The organism is Streptomyces sp. GESEQ-35, assembly GCF_017948485.1.
Taxonomy (GTDB): domain Bacteria; phylum Actinomycetota; class Actinomycetes; order Streptomycetales; family Streptomycetaceae; genus Streptomyces.
On sequence record NZ_JAFFSX010000026.1, the window covers coordinates 19,952 to 38,787 of the forward strand.

The 18,836-nt window shown below is 68.8% G+C and carries 23 protein-coding genes; 2 read left to right on the plus strand and 21 right to left on the minus strand.

All coding sequences use genetic code 11. The features are described from left to right. Window positions 1-117: 117 nt before the first annotated feature. From KCH87_RS36720 to KCH87_RS36750, 7 genes are all read right to left on the minus strand, one after another. Window positions 118-666 (minus strand): SigE family RNA polymerase sigma factor, encoded by a 549-nt coding sequence (locus KCH87_RS36720; RefSeq protein ID WP_210592190.1) that lies wholly within the window; start codon window positions 664-666, stop codon window positions 118-120. 220 nt (window positions 667-886) lie between these two features. Further along, window positions 887-2,047 (minus strand): lipid-transfer protein, encoded by a 1,161-nt coding sequence (locus KCH87_RS36725; RefSeq protein WP_210592191.1) that lies wholly within the window; start codon window positions 2,045-2,047, stop codon window positions 887-889. Continuing rightward, window positions 2,044-2,469, minus strand: a complete 426-nt coding sequence (locus KCH87_RS36730; RefSeq protein WP_210592192.1) for a MaoC/PaaZ C-terminal domain-containing protein — start codon at window positions 2,467-2,469, stop codon at window positions 2,044-2,046. The genes KCH87_RS36725 and KCH87_RS36730 overlap by 4 nt, the downstream gene beginning before the upstream one ends. Beyond that, window positions 2,457-3,620, minus strand: a complete 1,164-nt coding sequence (locus tag KCH87_RS36735; protein ID WP_210592193.1) for an acyl-CoA dehydrogenase family protein — start codon at window positions 3,618-3,620, stop codon at window positions 2,457-2,459. The genes KCH87_RS36730 and KCH87_RS36735 overlap by 13 nt, the downstream gene beginning before the upstream one ends. Before the next feature lies 1 nt (window position 3,621). Next, window positions 3,622-4,563 carry an OB-fold domain-containing protein gene (locus KCH87_RS36740; RefSeq protein ID WP_210592194.1) on the minus strand — a complete coding sequence of 314 codons (942 nt, stop codon included), beginning with the start codon at window positions 4,561-4,563 and terminating at the stop codon, window positions 3,622-3,624. 17 nt (window positions 4,564-4,580) lie between these two features. Next, on the minus strand, window positions 4,581-5,756 hold the full coding sequence (locus tag KCH87_RS36745; RefSeq protein WP_210592195.1) for an acyl-CoA dehydrogenase family protein: 1,176 nt from the start codon (window positions 5,754-5,756) through the stop codon (window positions 4,581-4,583). Between the two features lie 214 nt (window positions 5,757-5,970). After that, window positions 5,971-6,294, minus strand: a complete 324-nt coding sequence (locus KCH87_RS36750; RefSeq protein ID WP_210592196.1) for a hypothetical protein — start codon at window positions 6,292-6,294, stop codon at window positions 5,971-5,973. Between the two features lie 366 nt (window positions 6,295-6,660). Between KCH87_RS36750 and KCH87_RS36755 the strand changes: the two genes are divergently transcribed. Further along, window positions 6,661-7,527, plus strand: a complete 867-nt coding sequence (locus KCH87_RS36755) for a bifunctional DNA primase/polymerase (protein ID WP_210592197.1) — start codon at window positions 6,661-6,663, stop codon at window positions 7,525-7,527. 646 nt (window positions 7,528-8,173) lie between these two features. On the opposite strand, the gene KCH87_RS36760 is transcribed toward KCH87_RS36755, so the two are convergent. The 13 genes from KCH87_RS36760 to KCH87_RS36820 all read right to left on the minus strand — a co-directional run bounded on the left by KCH87_RS36760 (window position 8,174) and on the right by KCH87_RS36820 (window position 16,098). Continuing rightward, a complete protein-coding gene (locus tag KCH87_RS36760; protein ID WP_210592198.1) occupies window positions 8,174-8,668 on the minus strand; it encodes a hypothetical protein in 495 nt (164 codons plus the stop codon). Between the two features lie 118 nt (window positions 8,669-8,786). Next, window positions 8,787-9,935, minus strand: coding sequence for a site-specific integrase (locus tag KCH87_RS36765; RefSeq protein WP_210592199.1), 1,149 nt, complete (start codon window positions 9,933-9,935; stop codon window positions 8,787-8,789). Next, window positions 9,935-10,153 (minus strand): helix-turn-helix domain-containing protein, encoded by a 219-nt coding sequence (locus KCH87_RS36770; protein ID WP_210592200.1) that lies wholly within the window; start codon window positions 10,151-10,153, stop codon window positions 9,935-9,937. Before KCH87_RS36770 ends, KCH87_RS36765 begins: the two co-directional genes overlap by 1 nt. After that, window positions 10,147-11,520 carry a replication initiator protein RepSA gene (repSA, locus tag KCH87_RS36775; protein ID WP_210592201.1) on the minus strand — a complete coding sequence of 458 codons (1,374 nt, stop codon included), beginning with the start codon at window positions 11,518-11,520 and terminating at the stop codon, window positions 10,147-10,149. The genes KCH87_RS36770 and repSA overlap by 7 nt, the downstream gene beginning before the upstream one ends. Further along, the gene (locus tag KCH87_RS36780) at window positions 11,513-11,698 is read right to left on the minus strand and encodes a hypothetical protein (RefSeq protein WP_210592202.1); all 186 of its coding nucleotides are present in this window, start codon (window positions 11,696-11,698) and stop codon (window positions 11,513-11,515) included. Before KCH87_RS36780 ends, repSA begins: the two co-directional genes overlap by 8 nt. Before the next feature lie 88 nt (window positions 11,699-11,786). Next, window positions 11,787-12,104, minus strand: coding sequence for a SpdD-like protein (locus tag KCH87_RS36785; protein ID WP_210592203.1), 318 nt, complete (start codon window positions 12,102-12,104; stop codon window positions 11,787-11,789). Window positions 12,105-12,128: 24 nt separating this feature from the next. Next, on the minus strand, window positions 12,129-12,284 hold the full coding sequence (locus KCH87_RS36790; RefSeq protein ID WP_210592204.1) for a hypothetical protein: 156 nt from the start codon (window positions 12,282-12,284) through the stop codon (window positions 12,129-12,131). Window positions 12,285-12,297: 13 nt separating this feature from the next. Beyond that, on the minus strand, window positions 12,298-12,489 hold the full coding sequence (locus tag KCH87_RS36795) for a mobile element transfer protein (RefSeq protein WP_210592205.1): 192 nt from the start codon (window positions 12,487-12,489) through the stop codon (window positions 12,298-12,300). A gap of 22 nt (window positions 12,490-12,511) precedes the next feature. After that, a complete protein-coding gene (locus tag KCH87_RS36800) occupies window positions 12,512-13,174 on the minus strand; it encodes a DUF2637 domain-containing protein (protein WP_210592206.1) in 663 nt (220 codons plus the stop codon). Beyond that, a complete protein-coding gene (locus KCH87_RS36805) occupies window positions 13,174-13,380 on the minus strand; it encodes a hypothetical protein (RefSeq protein ID WP_210592207.1) in 207 nt (68 codons plus the stop codon). The genes KCH87_RS36800 and KCH87_RS36805 overlap by 1 nt, the downstream gene beginning before the upstream one ends. An 84-nt stretch (window positions 13,381-13,464) precedes the next feature. Beyond that, window positions 13,465-14,820, minus strand: coding sequence for an FtsK/SpoIIIE domain-containing protein (locus tag KCH87_RS36810; protein WP_210592208.1), 1,356 nt, complete (start codon window positions 14,818-14,820; stop codon window positions 13,465-13,467). Between the two features lie 2 nt (window positions 14,821-14,822). Next, window positions 14,823-15,179, minus strand: a complete 357-nt coding sequence (locus KCH87_RS36815) for a hypothetical protein (protein ID WP_210592209.1) — start codon at window positions 15,177-15,179, stop codon at window positions 14,823-14,825. A 139-nt stretch (window positions 15,180-15,318) separates the two neighbouring features. Further along, a complete protein-coding gene (locus KCH87_RS36820) occupies window positions 15,319-16,098 on the minus strand; it encodes a GntR family transcriptional regulator (RefSeq protein ID WP_210592210.1) in 780 nt (259 codons plus the stop codon). 18 nt (window positions 16,099-16,116) lie between these two features. On the opposite strand from KCH87_RS36820, the gene KCH87_RS36825 reads away from it, so the two are divergent. Then, entirely contained in the window at window positions 16,117-16,584 is a 468-nt protein-coding gene (locus KCH87_RS36825) for an NUDIX hydrolase (protein WP_210592211.1), read from the plus strand. 336 nt (window positions 16,585-16,920) lie between these two features. Here KCH87_RS36825 and KCH87_RS36830 read toward each other — a convergent pair whose 3' ends face one another. Next, window positions 16,921-18,042, minus strand: a complete 1,122-nt coding sequence (locus KCH87_RS36830; RefSeq protein WP_210592212.1) for a hypothetical protein — start codon at window positions 18,040-18,042, stop codon at window positions 16,921-16,923. Between the last annotated feature and the right edge of the window lie 794 nt (window positions 18,043-18,836).

Sequence of the window (18,836 nt, forward strand, 5' to 3'; positions counted from 1 at the left end):
CGCGACGTGATGTCGGTTTCCGCTTGACGGTGGGGCGGTGCTGCTTGGCCTGCCTGAGCGGAGTCCGGTGCGTGCAACTGCAAGTCCGGGACGCCGAGCCGATCCAAAAGACAGGCCCTAGCGGACCAGCCCCAGCTCCGGGTCCTCGCGCAGCTTGCCGAGGGCGCGTGAGACCGCCGACTTCACCGTGCCCACCGAGACGCCGAGCACCTCGGCCGTCTGGACCTCGCTGAGGTCCTCGTAGTACCGCAGGACGACCATCGCCCGCTGCCGGGCGGGCAGTTTGGAGATCGCCCGCCACATCGCGTCGTGCAGCGCCTGCTGCTCGGCCGGGTCGTCCCCGCCGGGAACCGGCTCGGGCTCCGGCAGCTCGTCGCACGCGAACTCGTCGACCTTGCGCTTGCGCCACTGCGACGTCCGGGTGTTCAGCAACGCCCGGCGCACATAGCCGTCGAGCGCACGATGGTCCTCGATCCGCTCCCAGGCCACATACGTCTTGGTCAGCGCCGTCTGAAGCAGATCCTCCGCGTCGCACGGGTTCGCGGTGAGCGACCGGGCGGTACGCAGCAGCACCGGCTGGCGGGCCTTGACGTACGACGAGAACGACGGGTACGTCAGCGACCGCGTCGCGGGGTTGGAAGCGCTGGTGCAGACGGTTGTGGTCATGGCTCCACGCTATGAGCGACCCCCTCACCGGCGGATCGGCCGCAGGTCCCGAAGCGCAGTCCCCCTCAGGTTGTAGGGGTGGGGTTGCCTGCACCTCCTGAAGGTGGACTGGAGGAGGACACCTACTGCGGGTTTACCCCTGGGGGCTACGACCACGGTGCCGGTTTTCCGTCACTGTGCGGCACCCGGGCGCGTGCTGGGCCCCCGCGCGGCGCCTGTGTCACCCTCCCTCCAGGACCAGCCCCGACGTCGGCACCCCTGTCCCCGCCGTCACCAGAACCCTGCCGGTTCCCGGTATCTGGTTCACGGATGTGCCCCGCAGCTGCCGTACTCCCTCCGCGATCCCGTTCATCCCGTGCAGATACGCCTCCCCGAGCTGTCCCCCGTGCGTGTTGACCGGCAGCCGCTCCTCCGCCATGAAGTCCGCGGCCTCGCCCTTGCCGCAGAACCCGAACTCCTCCAGTTGCATCAGCACGAACGGTGTGAAGTGGTCGTACAGGATCCCCACGTCGATGTCGGCCGGGGTGAGCCCGGTGCGCCACAGTTGGCGGGCCACCACGCCCATCTCCGGCAGGCCGGTGAGGTCGTCGCGGTAGAAGCTGGTCATCTGCTCCTGTGCGCGACCCGCGCCCTGAGCGGCGGCCGCGACGACGGCCTGGGGATTCGGCAGGTCACGGGCCCGCTCCACGGAGGTGACCACGATCGCCTGCCCGCCGTCCGTCTCCTGGCAGCAGTCCAGCAGCCTGAGCGGTTCGGCGATCCAGCGCGAGGCCGCGTGATCGGCGAGCGTGATCGGTCTGCCGTGGAAGTACGCCGCCGGGTTGGTCGCCGCGTACTTGCGGTCCATGACGGCCACATGCCCGAACACGTCCGGGGCCAGCCCATACGTGTGCAGATACCGCTGGGCCGCCATCGCCACCCAGGACGCAGGGGTGAGGAGCCCGAACGGCAAGGACCAGCCCAACGCCGCGCCCTCCGCCGACGGCTCCCGGTGCTGTACGCCGGAGCCGAATCTGCGGCCCGACCGCTCGTTGAACGCGCGGTAGCAGACCACCACCTCGGCCACGCCCGTGGCGACGGCGAGCGCCGCCTGCTGGACGGTCGCGCAGGCCGCCCCGCCTCCGTAGTGCACGCGGGAGAAGAAGGACAGCTCCCCCATCCCGCAAGCCTGGGCCACGGTGATCTCCGGGCTGGTGTCCATCGTGAACGTGACCATCCCGTCCACGTCCCCCGGCGTCAGCCCCGCGTCGTCCAGCGCGGCCCGCACCGCCTCCACCGCCAGCCGGAGCTCACTACGGCCCGAGTCCTTGGAGAACTCGGTGGCGCCGATGCCGACGATCGCGGCCCGCCCCCCGAGGGTGTCCTGAGCCCGGGCGCTCATCGCACACCCCCCGTCGGTACCGTGACCGTCACCGTGCCGGTCACATGTCTGCCGATGCCGTTGTCCCCGACGACCCGGACCGTCGCGGTGTCGCCGTCGAGCCCCTCGACCTCTCCCGTCAACACCATCGTGTCTCCCGGGTAGTTGGGCGCCCCCAGGCGGATGACCACCTTGCGCAGGACGGCCGCCGGGCCGAAGTGGTCCGTGATGTAGCGGCCCACCAGGCCGTTCGTGGTCAGAATGTTCATGAAGATGTCGGGGGAGCCCTTCTGGCGGGCCAGTTCCGCGTCGTGGTGAACGTCCTGGTAGTCCCGGGAGGCGATCGCTCCGGCAACGATGAGCGTGCGGGTGATCTCGATCTCCAGCGGCGGCAGTCGGTCGCCTGTCCTCGGCAGTGGGTCGCCGGCCCTCACCGATCCCATGCGTCGACCTCCTCCCCTTCCTTGATCAACTCGCCCAGTTCCTGGAGCAGTTCGTCGCCGCATCCCAGATACGCGTCCAGCTGCCGGCCCCACAGGAAGTGCCGGTGCACCGGATGGTCCAGGTCGGCTCCCGCGCCGCCGTGCAGATGCTGGCCGGTGTGGACCACCCGGCGGCCCGCCTCGGACGCCCACCAGGCGGCGGTCAGCGCGTGCGAGGTGCAGGCGAGCCCGGTGTCGCGACGCCAGGCCGCCTCGTACGCCGTCACCCGTATCGCCTCCGTGTCCATGTACGCGTCCGCTGCCCGGAGTTGGACGGCCTGCTTCGTCGCCAGCGGTCGCCCGAACTGCTCCCGGGTGTTGGTGTGCGCCACGGCCCGCGCGAGAGAGCCGGCGCAGACACCTGCCTGGAGACCGGCGAAGGCGGTGCGGGCAGTGGCGAGGACATCGGCGTAGGCGTCGGATCCGCCGAGCTGTTCGGCTTCGGCGCCGTCCAGCACGAGCCGCCCGGCCGCCCAGGGTGCCGTGAGTTCGACCGGCTGCCACTCCGCGTCACCGGCCCGTACCAGCCACAGGTTCCGGTCCGCGTCGGCGACCAGGACATGCGTGGCGTCCCGCAGCCAGGGCACGACAGGGACCGTGCCGGTCAGCTCGGCGTGCGTGGAGGGACGTACATCCTGCTGGTGGGGATCCCGTACACCTTGCTGGCGGGGGGCCCGTACGCCTTGCTGGTGGGGAGCCTGTACACCTTGCTGGTGGCCGGCCGGCGGCTCGCCGCGCGCGGACGCTCGTACCCCTCCCTGCGCCGGAAATCCCCCGCCGACCACCACCGAACCGTCGGTGATCCCCGGCAGCAGGCGCTCGCGCTGCTCCGCCGAGCCGTGGGCCGACACCGCCAGCAGCCCGTACACACATGTGGCCGCGAAGGGCACCTGGGCCGTCGTGCGGCCCTGTTCCTCCAGGAGGAGCACCAGGCCCAGCAGGCCCACCTCCTGGACGGCTCCGACCAGTCCGGCGCCGCACAGGGCCTTCCACAGCTCCGGGTCGCTACCCGTGCCTGCCGCCGAAAGCCGCTCGTGCGTGGCGAGGTCGCCGAAGATCCGCGCGGCCAGCTCCTGGGCGGCGGCCTGCTCCTGCGTGGGCGTGAAGTCCATCTCAGGCCTCGCCCCCGTGGACCCGGAAGACCGGCAGCACCAGCGCACCGTCGGCGTCCTCGTACCGCTGGAACTCGAGCCGCACCGGCAGTCCGATGCGGACCTTGTCGTACGGCACCCCCACCACGTTGCTGATCATCCGCACGCCTTCCGCGAGCTCGATCAGGCCGACCGCATAGGGGCCCGCCGCGTCGGCGGCATGATCAGACTCTGTGAATGCCGCGAACGGCGGGTGGTGCATCACCACGTACGAATAGACCGTGCCCTCGCCGCTCGCCTCCACTGTGTCCCAGTCGAGGCCCCCGCACGCATTGCAGCCCGGCAGCCAGGGGAAGCGCAGGGTCGCGCAGCCGGTGCACCGCTGGACGAGGAGCTGCTGCCGCTCCACTCCTTCCCAGAAGCCGGCGTTGTCACGGTTGATCACCGGCCGGGGGCGGGGGGCCTTCGGCTTCTTCCGCGCGGGGGCGTACTTGAGGATGCGGAAGCGGTGTGTGCCGACCAGGTCCGGTCCCACCCGGACGTCCATACGGGTCGTGACGAAATACCCCGTGCCCAGCTTCGTCGTCTTGCGGTCCGACACCGACTCGATCACCGAGTCGAAGGTGATCTCGTCCCCGGGCCGCAGAGGGCGCAGATACTCCTGCTCGCAGTCGGTGGCGACGACCGAGGTGCAGCCCGCCTCGTCCAGGAGGGCGAGCAGTTCGTCATACGCCGGTGAGCGGCCCGCGTGGCCGGAGAGGCCGCCCATCGTCCACGCCTGGAGCATGGTGGGCGGGGCGATGGCGTCCGGTCCCGAATACGCCGGGTTGGTGTCGCCCAGCGCCTCGCACCAGTGCCGGATCATCGGTCCGTTGACCGGATCCCTGCCCGCGCCCACGACGGCGGACGCCCGCCCCTCGTACACCTTCAGCCGCGCCCCCAACTCGTCAGTCACCTCGCTCACCCCCGTCCCTCGTCCGGTCACCGCCGCCCCCTCGTCATCCCGAGCCGCATCGTCGCGACGATCTCGCGCTGCACCTCGCTCACCCCGCCCCCGAACGTGTTGATCTGCGCCGCCCTGTTCAGCCGCTCCAGCTCGCCGTCCCCGAACACCCCCGGCGACCCCGAACGAACCAGCCCTGCCAGCCCGTCCGTCCCGATCGCGTGCTGACATATTCGGTACACCGCCACGGCCGATTCGGTTCCCACGACTTTCACGCCGCTCGCGTCGCCGGGCGCGAGCCCGCCCGCCCCCACATCCCCCACCAAACGCCAGCTGAGCAGGCGCGATGCCGCCAGCCGGGCATGCGCCTCGGCCAGCTGCGACCGCACCCACGGCTCGTCAACCCGGCGCCTTCCGGTCACCGGATCGGGGGTGCGTACGGCCCTCAGCGCGGCCGCGAGGAAATCCTCGGCCTGCATGCCGAGCGCGGCCAGGGCGACCCGCTCGTGATTGAGCTGGTTGGTGATGAGCGTCCAGCCCTCGTTCTCCGCGCCGACCAGGTTCCCGGCCGGGATGCGGACACCGTCGTAATAGGTGGCCGTGGTGGTCTGCCCGCCGACCGTCTCGATCGGCGTCCAGGAGAAGCCGGGGGCGTCGGTGGGGACGAGGAGGACCGAGATGCCGCGGTGTTTGGGGGCGTCGGGGTCGGTCCGGCAGGCCAGCCAGATCCAGTCGGCGTGCTGGGCGCCCGAGGTGAAGATCTTCTGGCCGTCGACGACCCAGTCCCCGGAGCCGTCCCGTGCCGCCCGGGTCCGCAGCGACGCCAGGTCGGTCCCGGCCGACGGCTCGCTGTAGCCGATCGCGAAGACGAGTTCCCCGCGCAGAATGCCCGGCAGGAAGGCCGCCTTCTGCTCCTCGCTGCCGTACTTCATCAGCGTCGGCCCGACCGTGTTCAGGGTGACCATCGAGACGGGCGCGCCCGCCCGGTACGCCTCGTCGAAGAAGACGAACTGCTCGTCCGCGCCCCGGCCTTGACCGCCGTACTCGACGGGCCATCCGAGCCCGAGCCAGCCGTCAGCGCCGATACGACGGCGCAGTGCACGCACGCGCGCGTGCTCGTCCGCCGCGGGCGGCCCGTCGGGCATGAGGTCCCGAAAGTACGTACGCGACTCGGCGCGCAGCCGCTGCTGGCGCTCGGTGGGGGCGAGGTGCACGGTGGCGGCCCTCCGGGGCGTCGTACGGGCGAGGGGTTTCTGACTGTCCGTCAGATACCGTGCCCTGTCAAGGTCGGCCCCGCACAGATCCCATGCACGCGAAAACGCCTGCGCGGCGGTGCCGAAGCACCGCCGCGCGGACGTGTTACCACCCCACAGAGCACACCCCACACAGGAGTTCAGGACCGGCGCCCGAAGGCCGGCCCTCCCGGGCTCACCAGAGGGGCAGGAAGTTGACGGCGACGTTCTCGTTCCCCTGGTTGATGGCCGTGAAGGCGGAGCCGTCGACCTGGGCCGTGTTGCTCTGGTTCGAGGCGCCGGAGCCGACCGCCTGCTGCTGCGTGGTGGACGAGTTGCCGTTGTTGTCGTCGCCGACGCCGCTGCCGATGATGCCCGCGGAGGCCTCGGTGACGGTCGCGTTCGATCCGTCGTCCGCGATGGCGCCGTTGTCCGCCGTCGCGATGCCGGCGAACAGTGCCGCGGCGAGCGGAAGGGCGGAAACGGCGGCGATGACGCGGGCGGTACGGATGCTTGCCATGTTGTTCCTCCAGAACAAAGGACGCACCGGCTGCCGAGCCGGAAGTGCGCGTGGTACGTGAACTACGGCTGATACCAAGACAGTTGGCCGACCGCCTCGGTGTTGTGCACAACGTCGCGAGATCAGAATTGCCCACCGAATCCCCGGCGAACCACCCCGGAAGCCCCGATTCGCCCTCAAGCGTGATGACAAGTCGATAAACCCCTTTGGTCACCTTGAGCCCCAGGGCAGGGCAGGCCGGACACCTCCTCCCCAAGCGCCGCAAGGGGTGAAGCGTTCCGGCGCATTTCCGGCCAACCTGCCCACACCGGCGAGTCGCGCTCGATCGCCCTTCCTTTTTTCGAACGCCTGTACGAACATGGAGGCATGGCCACCACCGACCGGCAGGCCACGACGCTGGCCCTCGCACACGCCCTGTCAGCCGCGGAGCGCGGTCTGGCCGTCATCCCCCTGTCCCGGACGAAACTCCCGGCCCTGCGCTCCCCCCACCGCGACGACCCCACCGCACCCCTCTGCCACGGCGAATGCGGCCGCTTCGGACACGGGGTGTACGACGCCTCGATCAACCCGGCACGCATCCGCGAACTGTTCGCCGCCGCACCGTGGGCCACCGGCTACGGCATCGCCTGTGGCCTGCCCCCACACCATCTGATCGGCATCGACCTGGACACCAAGTCGGGCACGGACTCCTCGGCGGCCCTGCGCGAACTGGCCCTGCGACACCTGTTCACCATCCCCGACACCGTCGTCGTCCTGACCCCCAGCGGCGGCCGCCACCTCTGGCTCAGCGGCCCACCCGACGTCGTCGTCCCCAACTCCGCGGGCCGCCTGGCCCCCGGCATCGACATCCGCGGCGCCGGCGGCTACCTCGTCGGCCCCGGCTCTCGCACCGAGTACGGCGTCTACAGCACCGCCCCCGGCACCGCGCACCTCGCCCCCGCGGCCTGCCCGCCCGCACTCCTGCGCATCCTGCTACCACCGCCCCGCACCCACCACCCCACACCCCCGTCGACCGGCGGACACGGCCAGGGCCTCGTCCAGTTCGTCCTCGCCGCCCACGAAGGTCAGCGCAACACCCGCCTTTTCTGGGCGGCCTGCCGCGCCTACGACGACGGCATCGGCCCCGACCTCGTCGAGCCGTTGGTCGAAGCAGCCCTCAACACCGGCCTCAACGAACGCGAGGCCCGCGCGACGATCGCGTCGGCGGCACGGATGACGGGGCATCAGCCGTGAGGGCGCCGGGCGCGGCACAGGGGGCGCGCCCGGCAGATCGCGACACTGATCCGGTGGAGTCGAGGTGCCGCGCTGCCGGCGGGGGGTACGTCGAACACCGCGTTGGCGCAGGCGGCCACAGGGACTCCCTGCGGCGCGCGGAGAGTGACGAGCGCGAGGGAAGCGCAACGAGGAGAGTCAGCGTGTGCGCGGATACGGGCCGGGGATCGCGGACCGCGGACCGCGGACCGCGGACACTCGCCGAGCTGTACGACGACCGGTACGCGCGTGCGGATGACCATGCCCTGCGGCTGGCCGGTGACTGGCCGGTGATTGGCCGGAGCCCGAGGATCGGAGGCCGAGGAGGCTATGTCCGAGGCCTTTCTCGCCGCCTGGCGACCCGGGAAACGCAGCACGACGGCCCCCGACCGATCTACCTGGTCAGGGGCCGTCAACCTGCGCGGTGGGTGTGGGATTTGAACCCACGGTGACATCGCTGCCACGACGGTTTTCAAGACCTTTCGCCGATCAAGGGCGGCGAGGTCTCCGCCGCAGGTCAGACCGGTACGTGCACCCCGGCGGAGCCGTCGTGATCGTCGCCGTGCCCGCTACGTGCCCCAGGCCCGCGACCGTGCCCGCTGAGCTAGGAGCCCCATAGGGCTGTCTGTCAGTTCACCAGCGAGGACCGGATGCGCTCGATGGCCCGCAAGACTTCGGCTCGGTTCTTCGCGCTCTTGATCCACGACGGCAGTCTGGCAACGAGCGTCATCTTCCGCTTCAGCCCCGTCGAGTCCCAAGGAGGTCGTTCGCGCAGTGGCGCCTGAACGAACTGCCTTATCAGGTCCAGATGCTCGGGGTTGTAAGCCCACACCCAGCCGTGACGCGTCTCGGCCTGCAACCACAGCGGCAGACCGAAGTACGGATCCACAGCCTCCCCTGTGCCCCGGAAGAGACGAAGACCATCAGTGGCATGACGGGCCAAACCGCAGGCGCGGCAGACAAGGCGGCGCTGCGCGAACAGCGAGGGACTCGCCTCCCGAAACACAGGTGCGGCCGGGGCAACGTGCGCGATGCCGCTGCACTTCGGGCAGCGCACGAGCACGTGATCAACGAAGTCGAATTTCGTGTGCCGGGAGTCCCGGAACCGCTGCAACGGGAGCATGACGGCAGTATGCGCCGTGTCCTTGCCGTCGTGGTGGCGGAGGGTCGCACACGGTGAAAGCCTCCGACCGGTCTCGCTGGTCAGAGGCTTTCAATCCCGCGGTGATGCTTCGCGACGCTCAGGCGTGCACGAGCGCCCCGGCGGAGCCGTCTTCATCGTCGTCGGACCCGCTGAGCCAGGAGTCCGCCGCTTCGGCCACCTGGTCATCACGACCGGCGACCGGCCGGGCGTAGTGCCGGGTGGTAACGCTCGCGTTCGAGTGGCCGAGCCGGTGAGCGGCAGTCATCACGCCGTACTGGTCGGCGACCCAGGTCCCGTGTGAGGCCCGGAGGTCGTGTGGGGTGACGTCCGACAGCCCGGCCGCCGCCACGGCGGGGTCGAAGTACGCCTTGCGCCACTGGTTGTAACGCAGCGGCTTGCCACCGGGAGTCAGGAAGAGCAGGGCGTCTTCCCCGTCCGGCAGCGTCTCCAGGTGCCGGCTGAGTCGCTTCGCCAGCGAGGGACCGATCCGCAGGACCCTTTTCTGATGGGACTTGGGGGTGTCGAAGACCAGGGTGCCGTTGGCTTCAGCCAGATTCTCGTCTACGAGGACCAGGCCGCCGGAGACGTCGATGTCCGCCCGCCGCAGCGCGAACGCCTCGCCGACCCGCAGACCCGCATACGCAAGGAGCGCGATCAGCAGGTCATGCGGCTTGGCCGCGCTCTGGACAATCCGCGAGGCTTCGAGCGGGGTCAGGATGTGCGGCTCGGTCTGCGGCATCCTCGGCAGCTTCACGCCCCGGCACGGCGTCTGCGGGATCATGTCGTTGTCGACGGCGGACCGCATGATCTGCGACAGGACCCGGTACGCCTGCCGGATGCGCGAAGCGCTGAGACCCTTGGTCTTCATCCCGCCGACCCACTCAGCGATCGTGATCGGCCGCAGACTCGACAGCTCACAACTCCCGAGCGCCGGATTGATGAGCGAGTTAATCAGCGACCGGTACGAGGCCTGGGTCTTGTGCTTGAGCTGCGGGGAGACGGCAGCGAGCCAGCGGGCCGCCCAGTCTCGTACGGTCGTCTGCCCCTCGGCAGGGTCGATCCAACGCCCCTCTTCGATCTCGATGCGCTTGCGCATGAGCCACCGGTCGGCGTCCGTCGATGTGGCGAACGTTCGATCCGCAGGCCGGAGCATGCCGTCAGGACCCGGGTACCGAGCTTGGTACCGGCCAGAGGGCAGCTTGCGGACACGTCCGAAGTTCCGGCGAGACTTGCGCTTCCCAGCCATCAGGCAGCCCTCCCGAACCCCGTGGGCCTGAGGGGGATCGGCTCCACGGTGTTGGCACTGACGAACGCCTCTACGGCGCTCTCGGGGATGCGGACGTGCCGACCGACCTTGACGAAGGTGATACGGCGTTCCTCGACGAGGCGGCGGGGGAAGCGGACACCGGTGCCGAGTCGCTCGGCGACCTGCTCCACGGTGAGCAGCTGGTCCACGCTCACCACTCCCCCTCGTTCGGCAGTACTGCAAGCGCCTCGCGGGCGGTTTCGCGGTTGAGCTGGAGGTCGCGGGCGATGGTGGCGGCGAGGGCGTATTCGCCGGGGGTGTGGCCGTGGCCCGCGTATTGCCAGTCGGCGAGGACGAGGACGGTGTCCGGCTCGTGGTCGTCGAGGCCGAGGGATGGGCGTTCTTGGGCAGCGCGGTAGTCGGCGCGTGCCTGGCGGAGGGCGCCGAGGGTGGTGGAGTAGCGGCGGGATTTGGAGCTGAAGTGGCCGCGGAAGCCGAGCATGTGGGCCCAGGCCCAGAGGCGGCGGTCCGGGTAGAGGGGATCGAGCGTCTTGCAGGCTTCGATGAGGCGGCGGGTGTGGTCGGGGACCTGGTGGCGGTCGAGTTCGGCGAGTTCACCGATGCGGCGGTCGAGGGTGCCGGTGTTCTCGGCGGCTTTGGTGGCGTACTTGGCGACGTAGGAGGCGACGGCCTGTTCGGTGATGTCGGAGCCGTCGCCGAATGCCTTGACCGGGCGGACGTCGAGTTGGGTGCCCCATCGGAAGGTGCGGGCCGGGTGGTCGTGGGCGGCCGGGACCGAGACCGAGGTGTACGAGTGCGCGGCAGCGGCCTGGATCGCGTCGGTGAGTAGGTCGGCGGTTGCCCAGGCGGGTGGTGGCGTGTCGGGTCCGTTCGGGCCGTCGAGGCGGATCACGGCGTGGAAGTGCAGTGCGCCGCGTTTCTGGAACTCGGCGACCTTGCCGTACGAGAGGCGTGCGTGGTCGGGGAGTTCGCGGCGGGTGAGTCCGGCGCGCGATGCGATTTCGCGGCGCAGGCGGGTGGTGAAGCGCTGCCAGAGGTCGCCTGCGTGGTTGTTGAAGAGGACGGCGCCCGCGTAGTCGTAGGTAGCTGGGTCGAGGGCGGTGCCGAGCGCGGGGTCGTCGGCACTGTGGCGGGTGCCGCAGCGGCAGGTGCCTCGGTCGGGGCGGTTGTGGACCGGGCCGAACGAGGGCGCCGTCAAGGTGGCGAAGACGCGGGGGCGGTCGCGGACGGTGGCGGGGATGTCGCGGCTGTCGTCACCAGCAAGGCCCGCGCGGATCAGGTGGTAGGTGTCTCCGGCGTAGGTCCAGGCGCAGGACGGGCAGCGGGAGGCGCGCCGGTTGCCGCAGGCGAGGCGGAGTCGTCCGCCAGGCTCACTCCCGGTGGAGTAGTGGTGCAGGGTCTCGCCGGTCGTCTTGTCCTTGTGGAGGACCCAGCCGGTGAGGTGGATCGGGTCGGCGCAGCCACCGGTACGGCGGATCTGGTCCTGCCAGCGGGTGTAGTCGGGGGCCGAAGCCACCCTCAGCAGGTCGCCGAGGGTGATCGGGTCGAGCAGCGTGTCAGGCACGGGCGCCCTCCCGCGTGCGGCGGGTGCGGGTGACGCCGAGGCCGTTGCAGGCCGGGCAGTGCGCGGTGATGGTGTGCAGGTGACCGTGCCGGTCGCGGCCGCCGAGGGTAATGGCGGCGGAGGCGAATCCGTCGCAGTTCGGGCAGATGCGGGGCGGCGGTGTGGTGCGGGCGGTCATGCTGGGGGTTCCTTCCGGTTCCACGGGATCGGACAGGGACGGCGCCCGGGCGACGGAGACTTGGCGGTTGAGGCCGCCCGGGGGCCGGTCAGCGGTGCCTGGCGTCGGTGTTGACCAGCGAGCGGATCACCAGGGCGCAGATGGCGAGCGAGACGCCGGTGAGCGCGACCGCCAGGAGCAGAGAGACGAGGACGGCGCCGACGACCAGAACCACGGCGGTGCCGCCGCCGACGAGGGCGATCACGGTGCCGGGGGTGAGTTGGACCACCGGCCGGGACTGCGCCGGGGCCACCGGGGCGGACTGCGAGGCCTGAGCGCTTGGGACGACGGCGGTCGGCTCGATGACGGCCGGTGGGGTGACGCGACCGGTCGGGGTGGGCATAGTCGGGATCTTCGGGCGGAGCATGGTTGAACTCCCTTCTGAGTTGGGCTACTTGACGAAGCTGTTGATGGCGGGGGCAAGGACGCTGTCGGCGAGGAGGAAGCCGCCGAGCAGGAGCACCGCGATGAGCCACGCGGGCGGGCGGATGAGCTTGACGCCGAGGTAGCCGACGACGAGCAGGGCGAACCAGAGCGGGACGTCCATGGGTGGTGGCCTCCTAGCGGACGCGGCAGCGGTGAGTGCGGGCGGCGAGCTGGGCGGCGGACTGGCTGGTGTAGTCGGCGGACCAGCCGCAGCGGTCGGCGGTGCACACGGCGGCGTGCTTGGTCTGGCCGTGCCGGTCGCGGTGGGTGCCGATCTGCACCGGGCCGATGCTCATCACGGAGTGGAAGTGATCGCGGGCAGCCATAACGGGTGGTTCTCCTTCCTGGTCAGGCGAGTTGGGCGGCGATGGCGTCGGCCAGCTGCGGCGGGACGCCGAGACGGGCGCGCAGGGTGTCGGTGTCGATCGGGGCGCCGGTGCGGTCGCGGTGTTCGGCAGCGACCTTGCGGGCGTGGTCGACGAGGGCGGCCGGAACCGCAGGCACGGGCGCCGGGGCAGCGGCCGGAAGGGCCGGAGTTTCCTCCGCCGAGGCAGGCACGGACTCCGGTTCGGGTGCTGGCTTCGTGTCGGCGGAGGCATCGGGCTCGGCGACCGGGGCGGGTGCCGGCGGATCCGCCGTCCGGTGTCCGGCGGAGTGGGCAAGGAGAGTGCCCCCGAGGAAGGCGAGGGCAGGCCATCCGGCGACGCCAAGCCGGAGCGGGGCGGGCGGGTTGGCCAGGTCGAGGAATCCGGCGGTGGCGATGTTGGCGCCGAGCGAGGCGACCAGGGCGATCAGGAACCAGCACCAGGCCAGCCGGGACGGTCCGTCGCTGCGCAGGCGTCGCCAGGCAGCGACCAGGAGCAGGTCAACGCTGACCGGGTAGGCCCAGGCCTTCCAGCCGTCCTGTCCGGCAGCGGCGGCGAGGTCGTGCAGGTGGGCGAAGGACAGGGCTCCGGCGATGACGGCCTGGACCAGGACGGCGTCCACGCGCAGACCGGCCCGGGCGGCCATCAGAGGTCCTCTCCCTGGTAGGGCGGGCTGTCGTTGGGGTCGTAGCCGGGCGGGAACGTCCCGGGCGGCGGCTCGGGCAGCGAGACGGCCAGGGACGGGCTGACAGCCTCAACGAAGTCGAGGTCTGCGCCGGTCGTGTCGGCGTACAGCGCGAGTTGGCCGAGCAGCAGGAGCGTGCGGGCGAAGTCCTCGCAGTCGGGGCACATGGCGGGGGTTCTCCCTTCATCAGGCATGGCAGGGGTAGGGACTTGGCGTGAAGGCGGTCGCGCCGAACCGACGATCGGGGAAGGTCAGGCCGTAGCGGGGGCCGTCTTGGAGAGCGGCACGGCGGCCGAAGGAAGGGCGGGCAACGCGGGCCGGAAGGGCGCCAGTTCGGGCAGGTCCGGGGTGCGGTCGGCGTAGCGGTTGCAGATGTTGACGGCCTGCCGCAGCGAGGTGTGAGCGGCGCGGATGCGGTGCCAGCCGCCGGTGGAGTCGCCCGCGATGGCGACGCCGCGCATCTCGGCGGGGATCTGGATGGCGGCGAGGACGGCGTCCGGGGAGATGTCGCCGAAGGCCATGTTCGCCGAGGATTCGTCGTTGACGCGGTGGGCTGTGCGGCCGGTGAGCTGGGCGCGGAGCATGGTGATGCCCTTGCCGAGTTCGGAGCCGAAGCGCTGCCCGCAGATCTCCAGGTAGATCCCGGAGGCACGGCCGAGCTGGGCGAGGCGGGCGAGCGCGGTGATGATCCGGTCCCGGCGCTTCTCCTCTTCCTTGTTGGCGAAGAGGGCGAGTTCGGCGACCTCGTCGACGAGGATCACGATCGGCACCGGCCGCAGGTGTTCGGGCAGGTCCCAGATGTCGGAGGCGATCTTCGCGTCGGGGACGTCGGAGGTGATGCGCTGTTCGGCGCGGATGAGTTGGTAGACGCCCTCCATGTGCGTCACGAGTGCATCGAGCAGCTCGGCGGCGGTGTTGGGGTTGTCGGCGAGGGCGGAGAACCGGCGGGCGAGCGGGAAGAGTTCAACGCCCTGCTTGCAGTCAATGCCGACCAGGGCGACATCCATCGGGGCCAGCCCGGCGACCAGGTTGCGCTGGTAGACGGACTTGCCGGACTCGGTGGCGCCCAGGGTGAGCGCGTGGGGTATCGCCCGGTAGTCGCGGTAGTGGACGGAGCCGTCCTCGCGAAGGGCGACCGGGACCCGCATCGGGCGGACATCGGTTTTGGCGGGCATCTGCACCCGCTTGAGGACGTCGTAGCCGGTCATCCTCAACTCAACGACGCCGGAACGGAGTTCACGCGAGCTGACGCCGTACATCGAGAAGGAGTGCCGCAGCCGGTCCGAGGCGGCGGCGACATCGAAGGCGTCCTGTCCGGGCCGGAGCTTGAGCCGCAGGACCAGTCCGGTCCGGGTGGGACGCAGCCACAGGATGCGCGGCGGACGGGACTCCGGCATGGGCCGGTTGGCGAGCCGGGCGAGGGTGAGGCGCCAGCGCGAGGGCGGGACCGTCAGCCCGCAGGCGTCCATGACCGAGCCGTAGCGGACCAGGACACGCGCCACAGCGAGGGTGACCCCGAAGGTCATCCAGTACCAGGCGGGGCGCCGCCACCGCAGGAGACCCGCGGTGACGACGACCAGCATGAGCGCGACCGTGAACCAGGTCATGGTCAGGCCGCCTTGGGCGTCGACGCTGCGGCGGCGAGCGAGGTGACGGCGACCGCGCGGAAGGCGATGCCGTGCCGCTTCTGGCCGTTGAACTCGTTCTCCCACGGCCGGGCGATCAGACCCGTGAGGGCGACCGGCGTGCCCATGGCCAGCTCGCCGGAGATGCCGGGCTCGGGGACGGTGATGGACAGGATCTCGACCTCGTCGTTCGCCGCGAACATCACGTCGACGGTCATCAGCTTCGCGCCGCTCTCGGCGTCCATGGCGATCTCGCCGGTCCGGCGGTCCTTGACCTTGGGCTGCGGGTTCTTGGCGACCATCACGGTCGCGGTGGAGGTGTCGACGGGAATCTGACGCACAGCAGATCACTCCTCTATAGATGCTTGACTCCGTCACTCATGTATATGAGTGACATGAAGAAGAGTGCATGACTCCTGTACATGAGTCAACCCGCCGCGAAGAAGAACTCGCGACGGGCTGCGGGAAGTTGAGCGGACGTCAGTCGGCGGCGGGAATCCGATACTCAAAAACGAACTGGTCAGCGGCCATGAGCGTGTCGCAGACCTCCACGACGAGGCCCTCCGTCGTCCGTGCCTCACGGATCAGATGAACCACCGGCGCACCGGGGCTGAGCACCAGCTCGGACGCCTCTGCCTTGGTGGCCGGACGCGCTTGCAGCGTCTCGACGAACTCAGCGAACTCATGCCCGTGGTCTTCGAGTCGGGCATAGATGCCACCGCCGCCGGGGTTCTCGGCGAACAGCTCCGGGATCTCCTTGACGACGTCCCACGGGAGGTACGACGTCGCAGTCTCGACCGGTGTGCCGTTGCGGAAGTAGAGGCGCCGCCGGGCGAGCACCTGAGTGCCGGCGGGGACGCCCAATCGCTGGGCCGCATCCTCCGGGGCTTCCATCGGCCCGATGTAAAGGACGCTGACCTTGGCCGTGGCGCCGGATTGCGCGGACTCGGCGAGGTACGCAGCCTGACCACCTTGGCGGAGCGAGCGCCGGAAGCGGTCGGAGGAGCGATGCCGTACCGGCGGCCGGTCCTTCACGATCGAGCCCTTGCCGTGCCGAGTCTCCACGAGCCCGCTCGCGCGGACCTCGACCATGGCCTTGCGGATCGTCCCGCCCGAGACGCCGTAGCGGTCGACTAGATCGGCCTCACTCGGCACCATGTCGCCAGGCTTGAGGATGCCCGCCCGGATCTGCTGCACGATCTCGTCAGCGATCTGCACGTACCGGGGTACGGACCGCTCACCTCCTACCGCGGTTCCCATAGTCCTTCACTTCCTCCTATGCTCCTGTGCATGAGTACATCACGGGAGACAAGGCCGACACCATCGCTGCACTCGGTATCCGTAGCCGGGGCCGTGGTGCGCGAAGACGGCCGTCTCCTTGCGATCCGCCGCGCCGACAACGGCACTTGGGAACTCCCCGGCGGTGTACTCGAACTCGACGAGACGCCCGAGGCAGGCGTCGCCCGCGAGGTCCTGGAAGAGACCGGCATCCACATCGAGGTGGACGAACTCACCGGGGTCTACAAGAACACGACCCGAGGCATCGTCGCCCTGGTCTTCCGCTGCAAGCCATCCGGCGGCACCGAGCGCACGTCTAGCGAGTCGACGGCCGTCTCCTGGCTCACGTCCGAAGAGGTCAGCGAGCGTATGTCCGAGGTCTACGCAATCCGCCTGCTGGACGCCTTGGATGGCAACGGCCCGCACGTCCGGAGCCACGACGGCAAGCGCCTCGTCCCAGCGGGATAGAACTTTCCCTACTTCATCAAGTGCCCGCGCACGGCGCGGGCGCGCGCCGCCTCTGCGGCGCGGCCTGCCTCCTGTCTCCGCCCCGGCTGGCCGCGCCCGGCGGCGCGCTCTGCGGCTGCCGGGCTGAAGGGGAGACACCCTCTGTGGCTGGGGCGGTCGGCTCCGCGACTTTAGCCAGCCACTTTGGCGCGAGCCTCGAAGATCATGGCCCCAACGTCGTGCTTTAACGGGCAGGTCCACAGACTGCCCGACTCGCCACGAACTTACGGGGCCATGATCACTCGCGCCAAAGCAGCTCCCGGCCAAAGTCGCTCCACCGACCTTTTTCGCACACTACTATTTGATGGACTTCCCCAATACATCCAAGATCCTACCAGCGGCTGGAGAGTCCGCAGGCAAAACAAGATAGAGCACGGCAGTAGCGATCAACATAACTCTTGCGCTTAGCGCCAATTCAGGTGATTCTTTCACCCCCGGCAAGAGGGGAATGGCGAACGCCCCAAAGAGTAGGCAGACACTAGGAAATACCTTCCTCCACACAAGGAGGGCGCGCGACACAAGGCTGACATCCGCCGATTCCAAAATCACATCCCAATCACCCTTCACCAGCATCAGGGCCAACCGCACCAGGGAGGAATGTGCGGCGGAGAATCCGCTCGCATTGTTAGCCCTGATAATCAGCCTCTTACACGCCCGTATCTCAGATGCCAACGCCAGCAAATCGCGGCGATATTCAGCCCTAGCTTGCCGATCAAGCAGCCCCACTCGACGAGTCCGCCAGGCCACAGCCTCTACTCTCTTCGCTGCTGCCTCCAGCTCAGAGACAAGGGCACGGGAGCGCGGCGCATCATACCAACGGAATTTCCACAGATCAGCATAACTAGCGACTCGAACGATATCGATCAACGCTCGATCCAACGGACGAACCCTGTGCGCGAGTGGAAATAGCAGCAGAGTGATAAGAGAATCACTCAGCCAGGAATTGATCAAAAAAATTCCACCCAGGAAGGCGGCCAGCGAGGGCGACACAAGCAAAGCGTCTGACTCATCAAACCAGAGCTGCCAAGCTAGCAAAGCAACACCAAACAGGAAGAGCGCGACATCAATAACGAAGATCACCAGCGAGGCTCTTCTTTTATCCCCGCCGGACAACCTCTCCACCTTGAAATTGAACGACGAATGCCACTTCCAGAAAATGGGGAAAAGTGAAATCGAAATCACAAAAACTGCTGTCGCGATGAAGGATGAGGAAGATTCGACAATACCGGTCAATTCATATGAGAGTAATTCAAAAGGGACGGCGAAAAGTGCAACCAATGCGATCGCGACAGGCATTTTCGCCAGCCTCACCTTCCTCTTCTCTTTAAAATCTTGAGAGGCGAGATAGTACTTCCGAAGGCGAACATTCGAAGAAATCACGGCCCTACGCAGAAGGGCTCGATCGTCGTCATCGTCCACATGCAAGGCCCCCGCAAGACGTCTTCCAGTCTCAACGGCGTCCCTCAGGTCATCCAGGGTCGGACGGCTAGTCACATACGAGATTCTGACGTACTTGCGAACCACGTCAACGGCAGTCTCAACCAGGAGGTCGTTGAGGAGCGGAGGAGTCGGGCGCTGGCAGCATGGCCGTGGGATGATCAGACTTTCAAGGCCCGAGAAGCAAGCCTAAGCAGGGTGGCATGCAAGGCGTCGGCTGAGACGTGTGACCATTCATGGACAGCCTAGCCCCGACTAATCGCAGACGTGTCCCTGATCAGCGACGTTACCCGAGACCGAAGGGCTCTTCGGAGCCGTTGCCGTACAGCAGCGAAGTACAGCAACCACGCCGACAAGCATCGACCGTTGATGTTCCCCGCAGCCTTCCTGACCAGCCCAGCAGACCTCAGCGACCGCCCCGCCCGTAGTTCGCATCGAGGGGGCAGGTCTGCCGGGGGGCTTGACTCGGCAATTGAGACTCCGTCGACCTAGGGCGTCACCGAACCGCGATCGGCCGCAAGGTTCACACCTTGAACAGTGTTGAAGCCCAGACCGCCACGGCCCGGGCTTCAACCTTCAGAGTTACTTGATCTTCTTGTTGACGGCGAGAGCCTTCACGACCTCCGGCACATCACGGCTGTCGCACTTACGAAGCGCGACTAGGCCGATCGTGAGACGTACCAGGGGCGGGACAACGAGTCCCAGAAGGATCGTGATTTCGAGCAGCACTGACTACACCCTTTGAAGAAACGGGATGCAGTCGAGCTGAGAAAAAA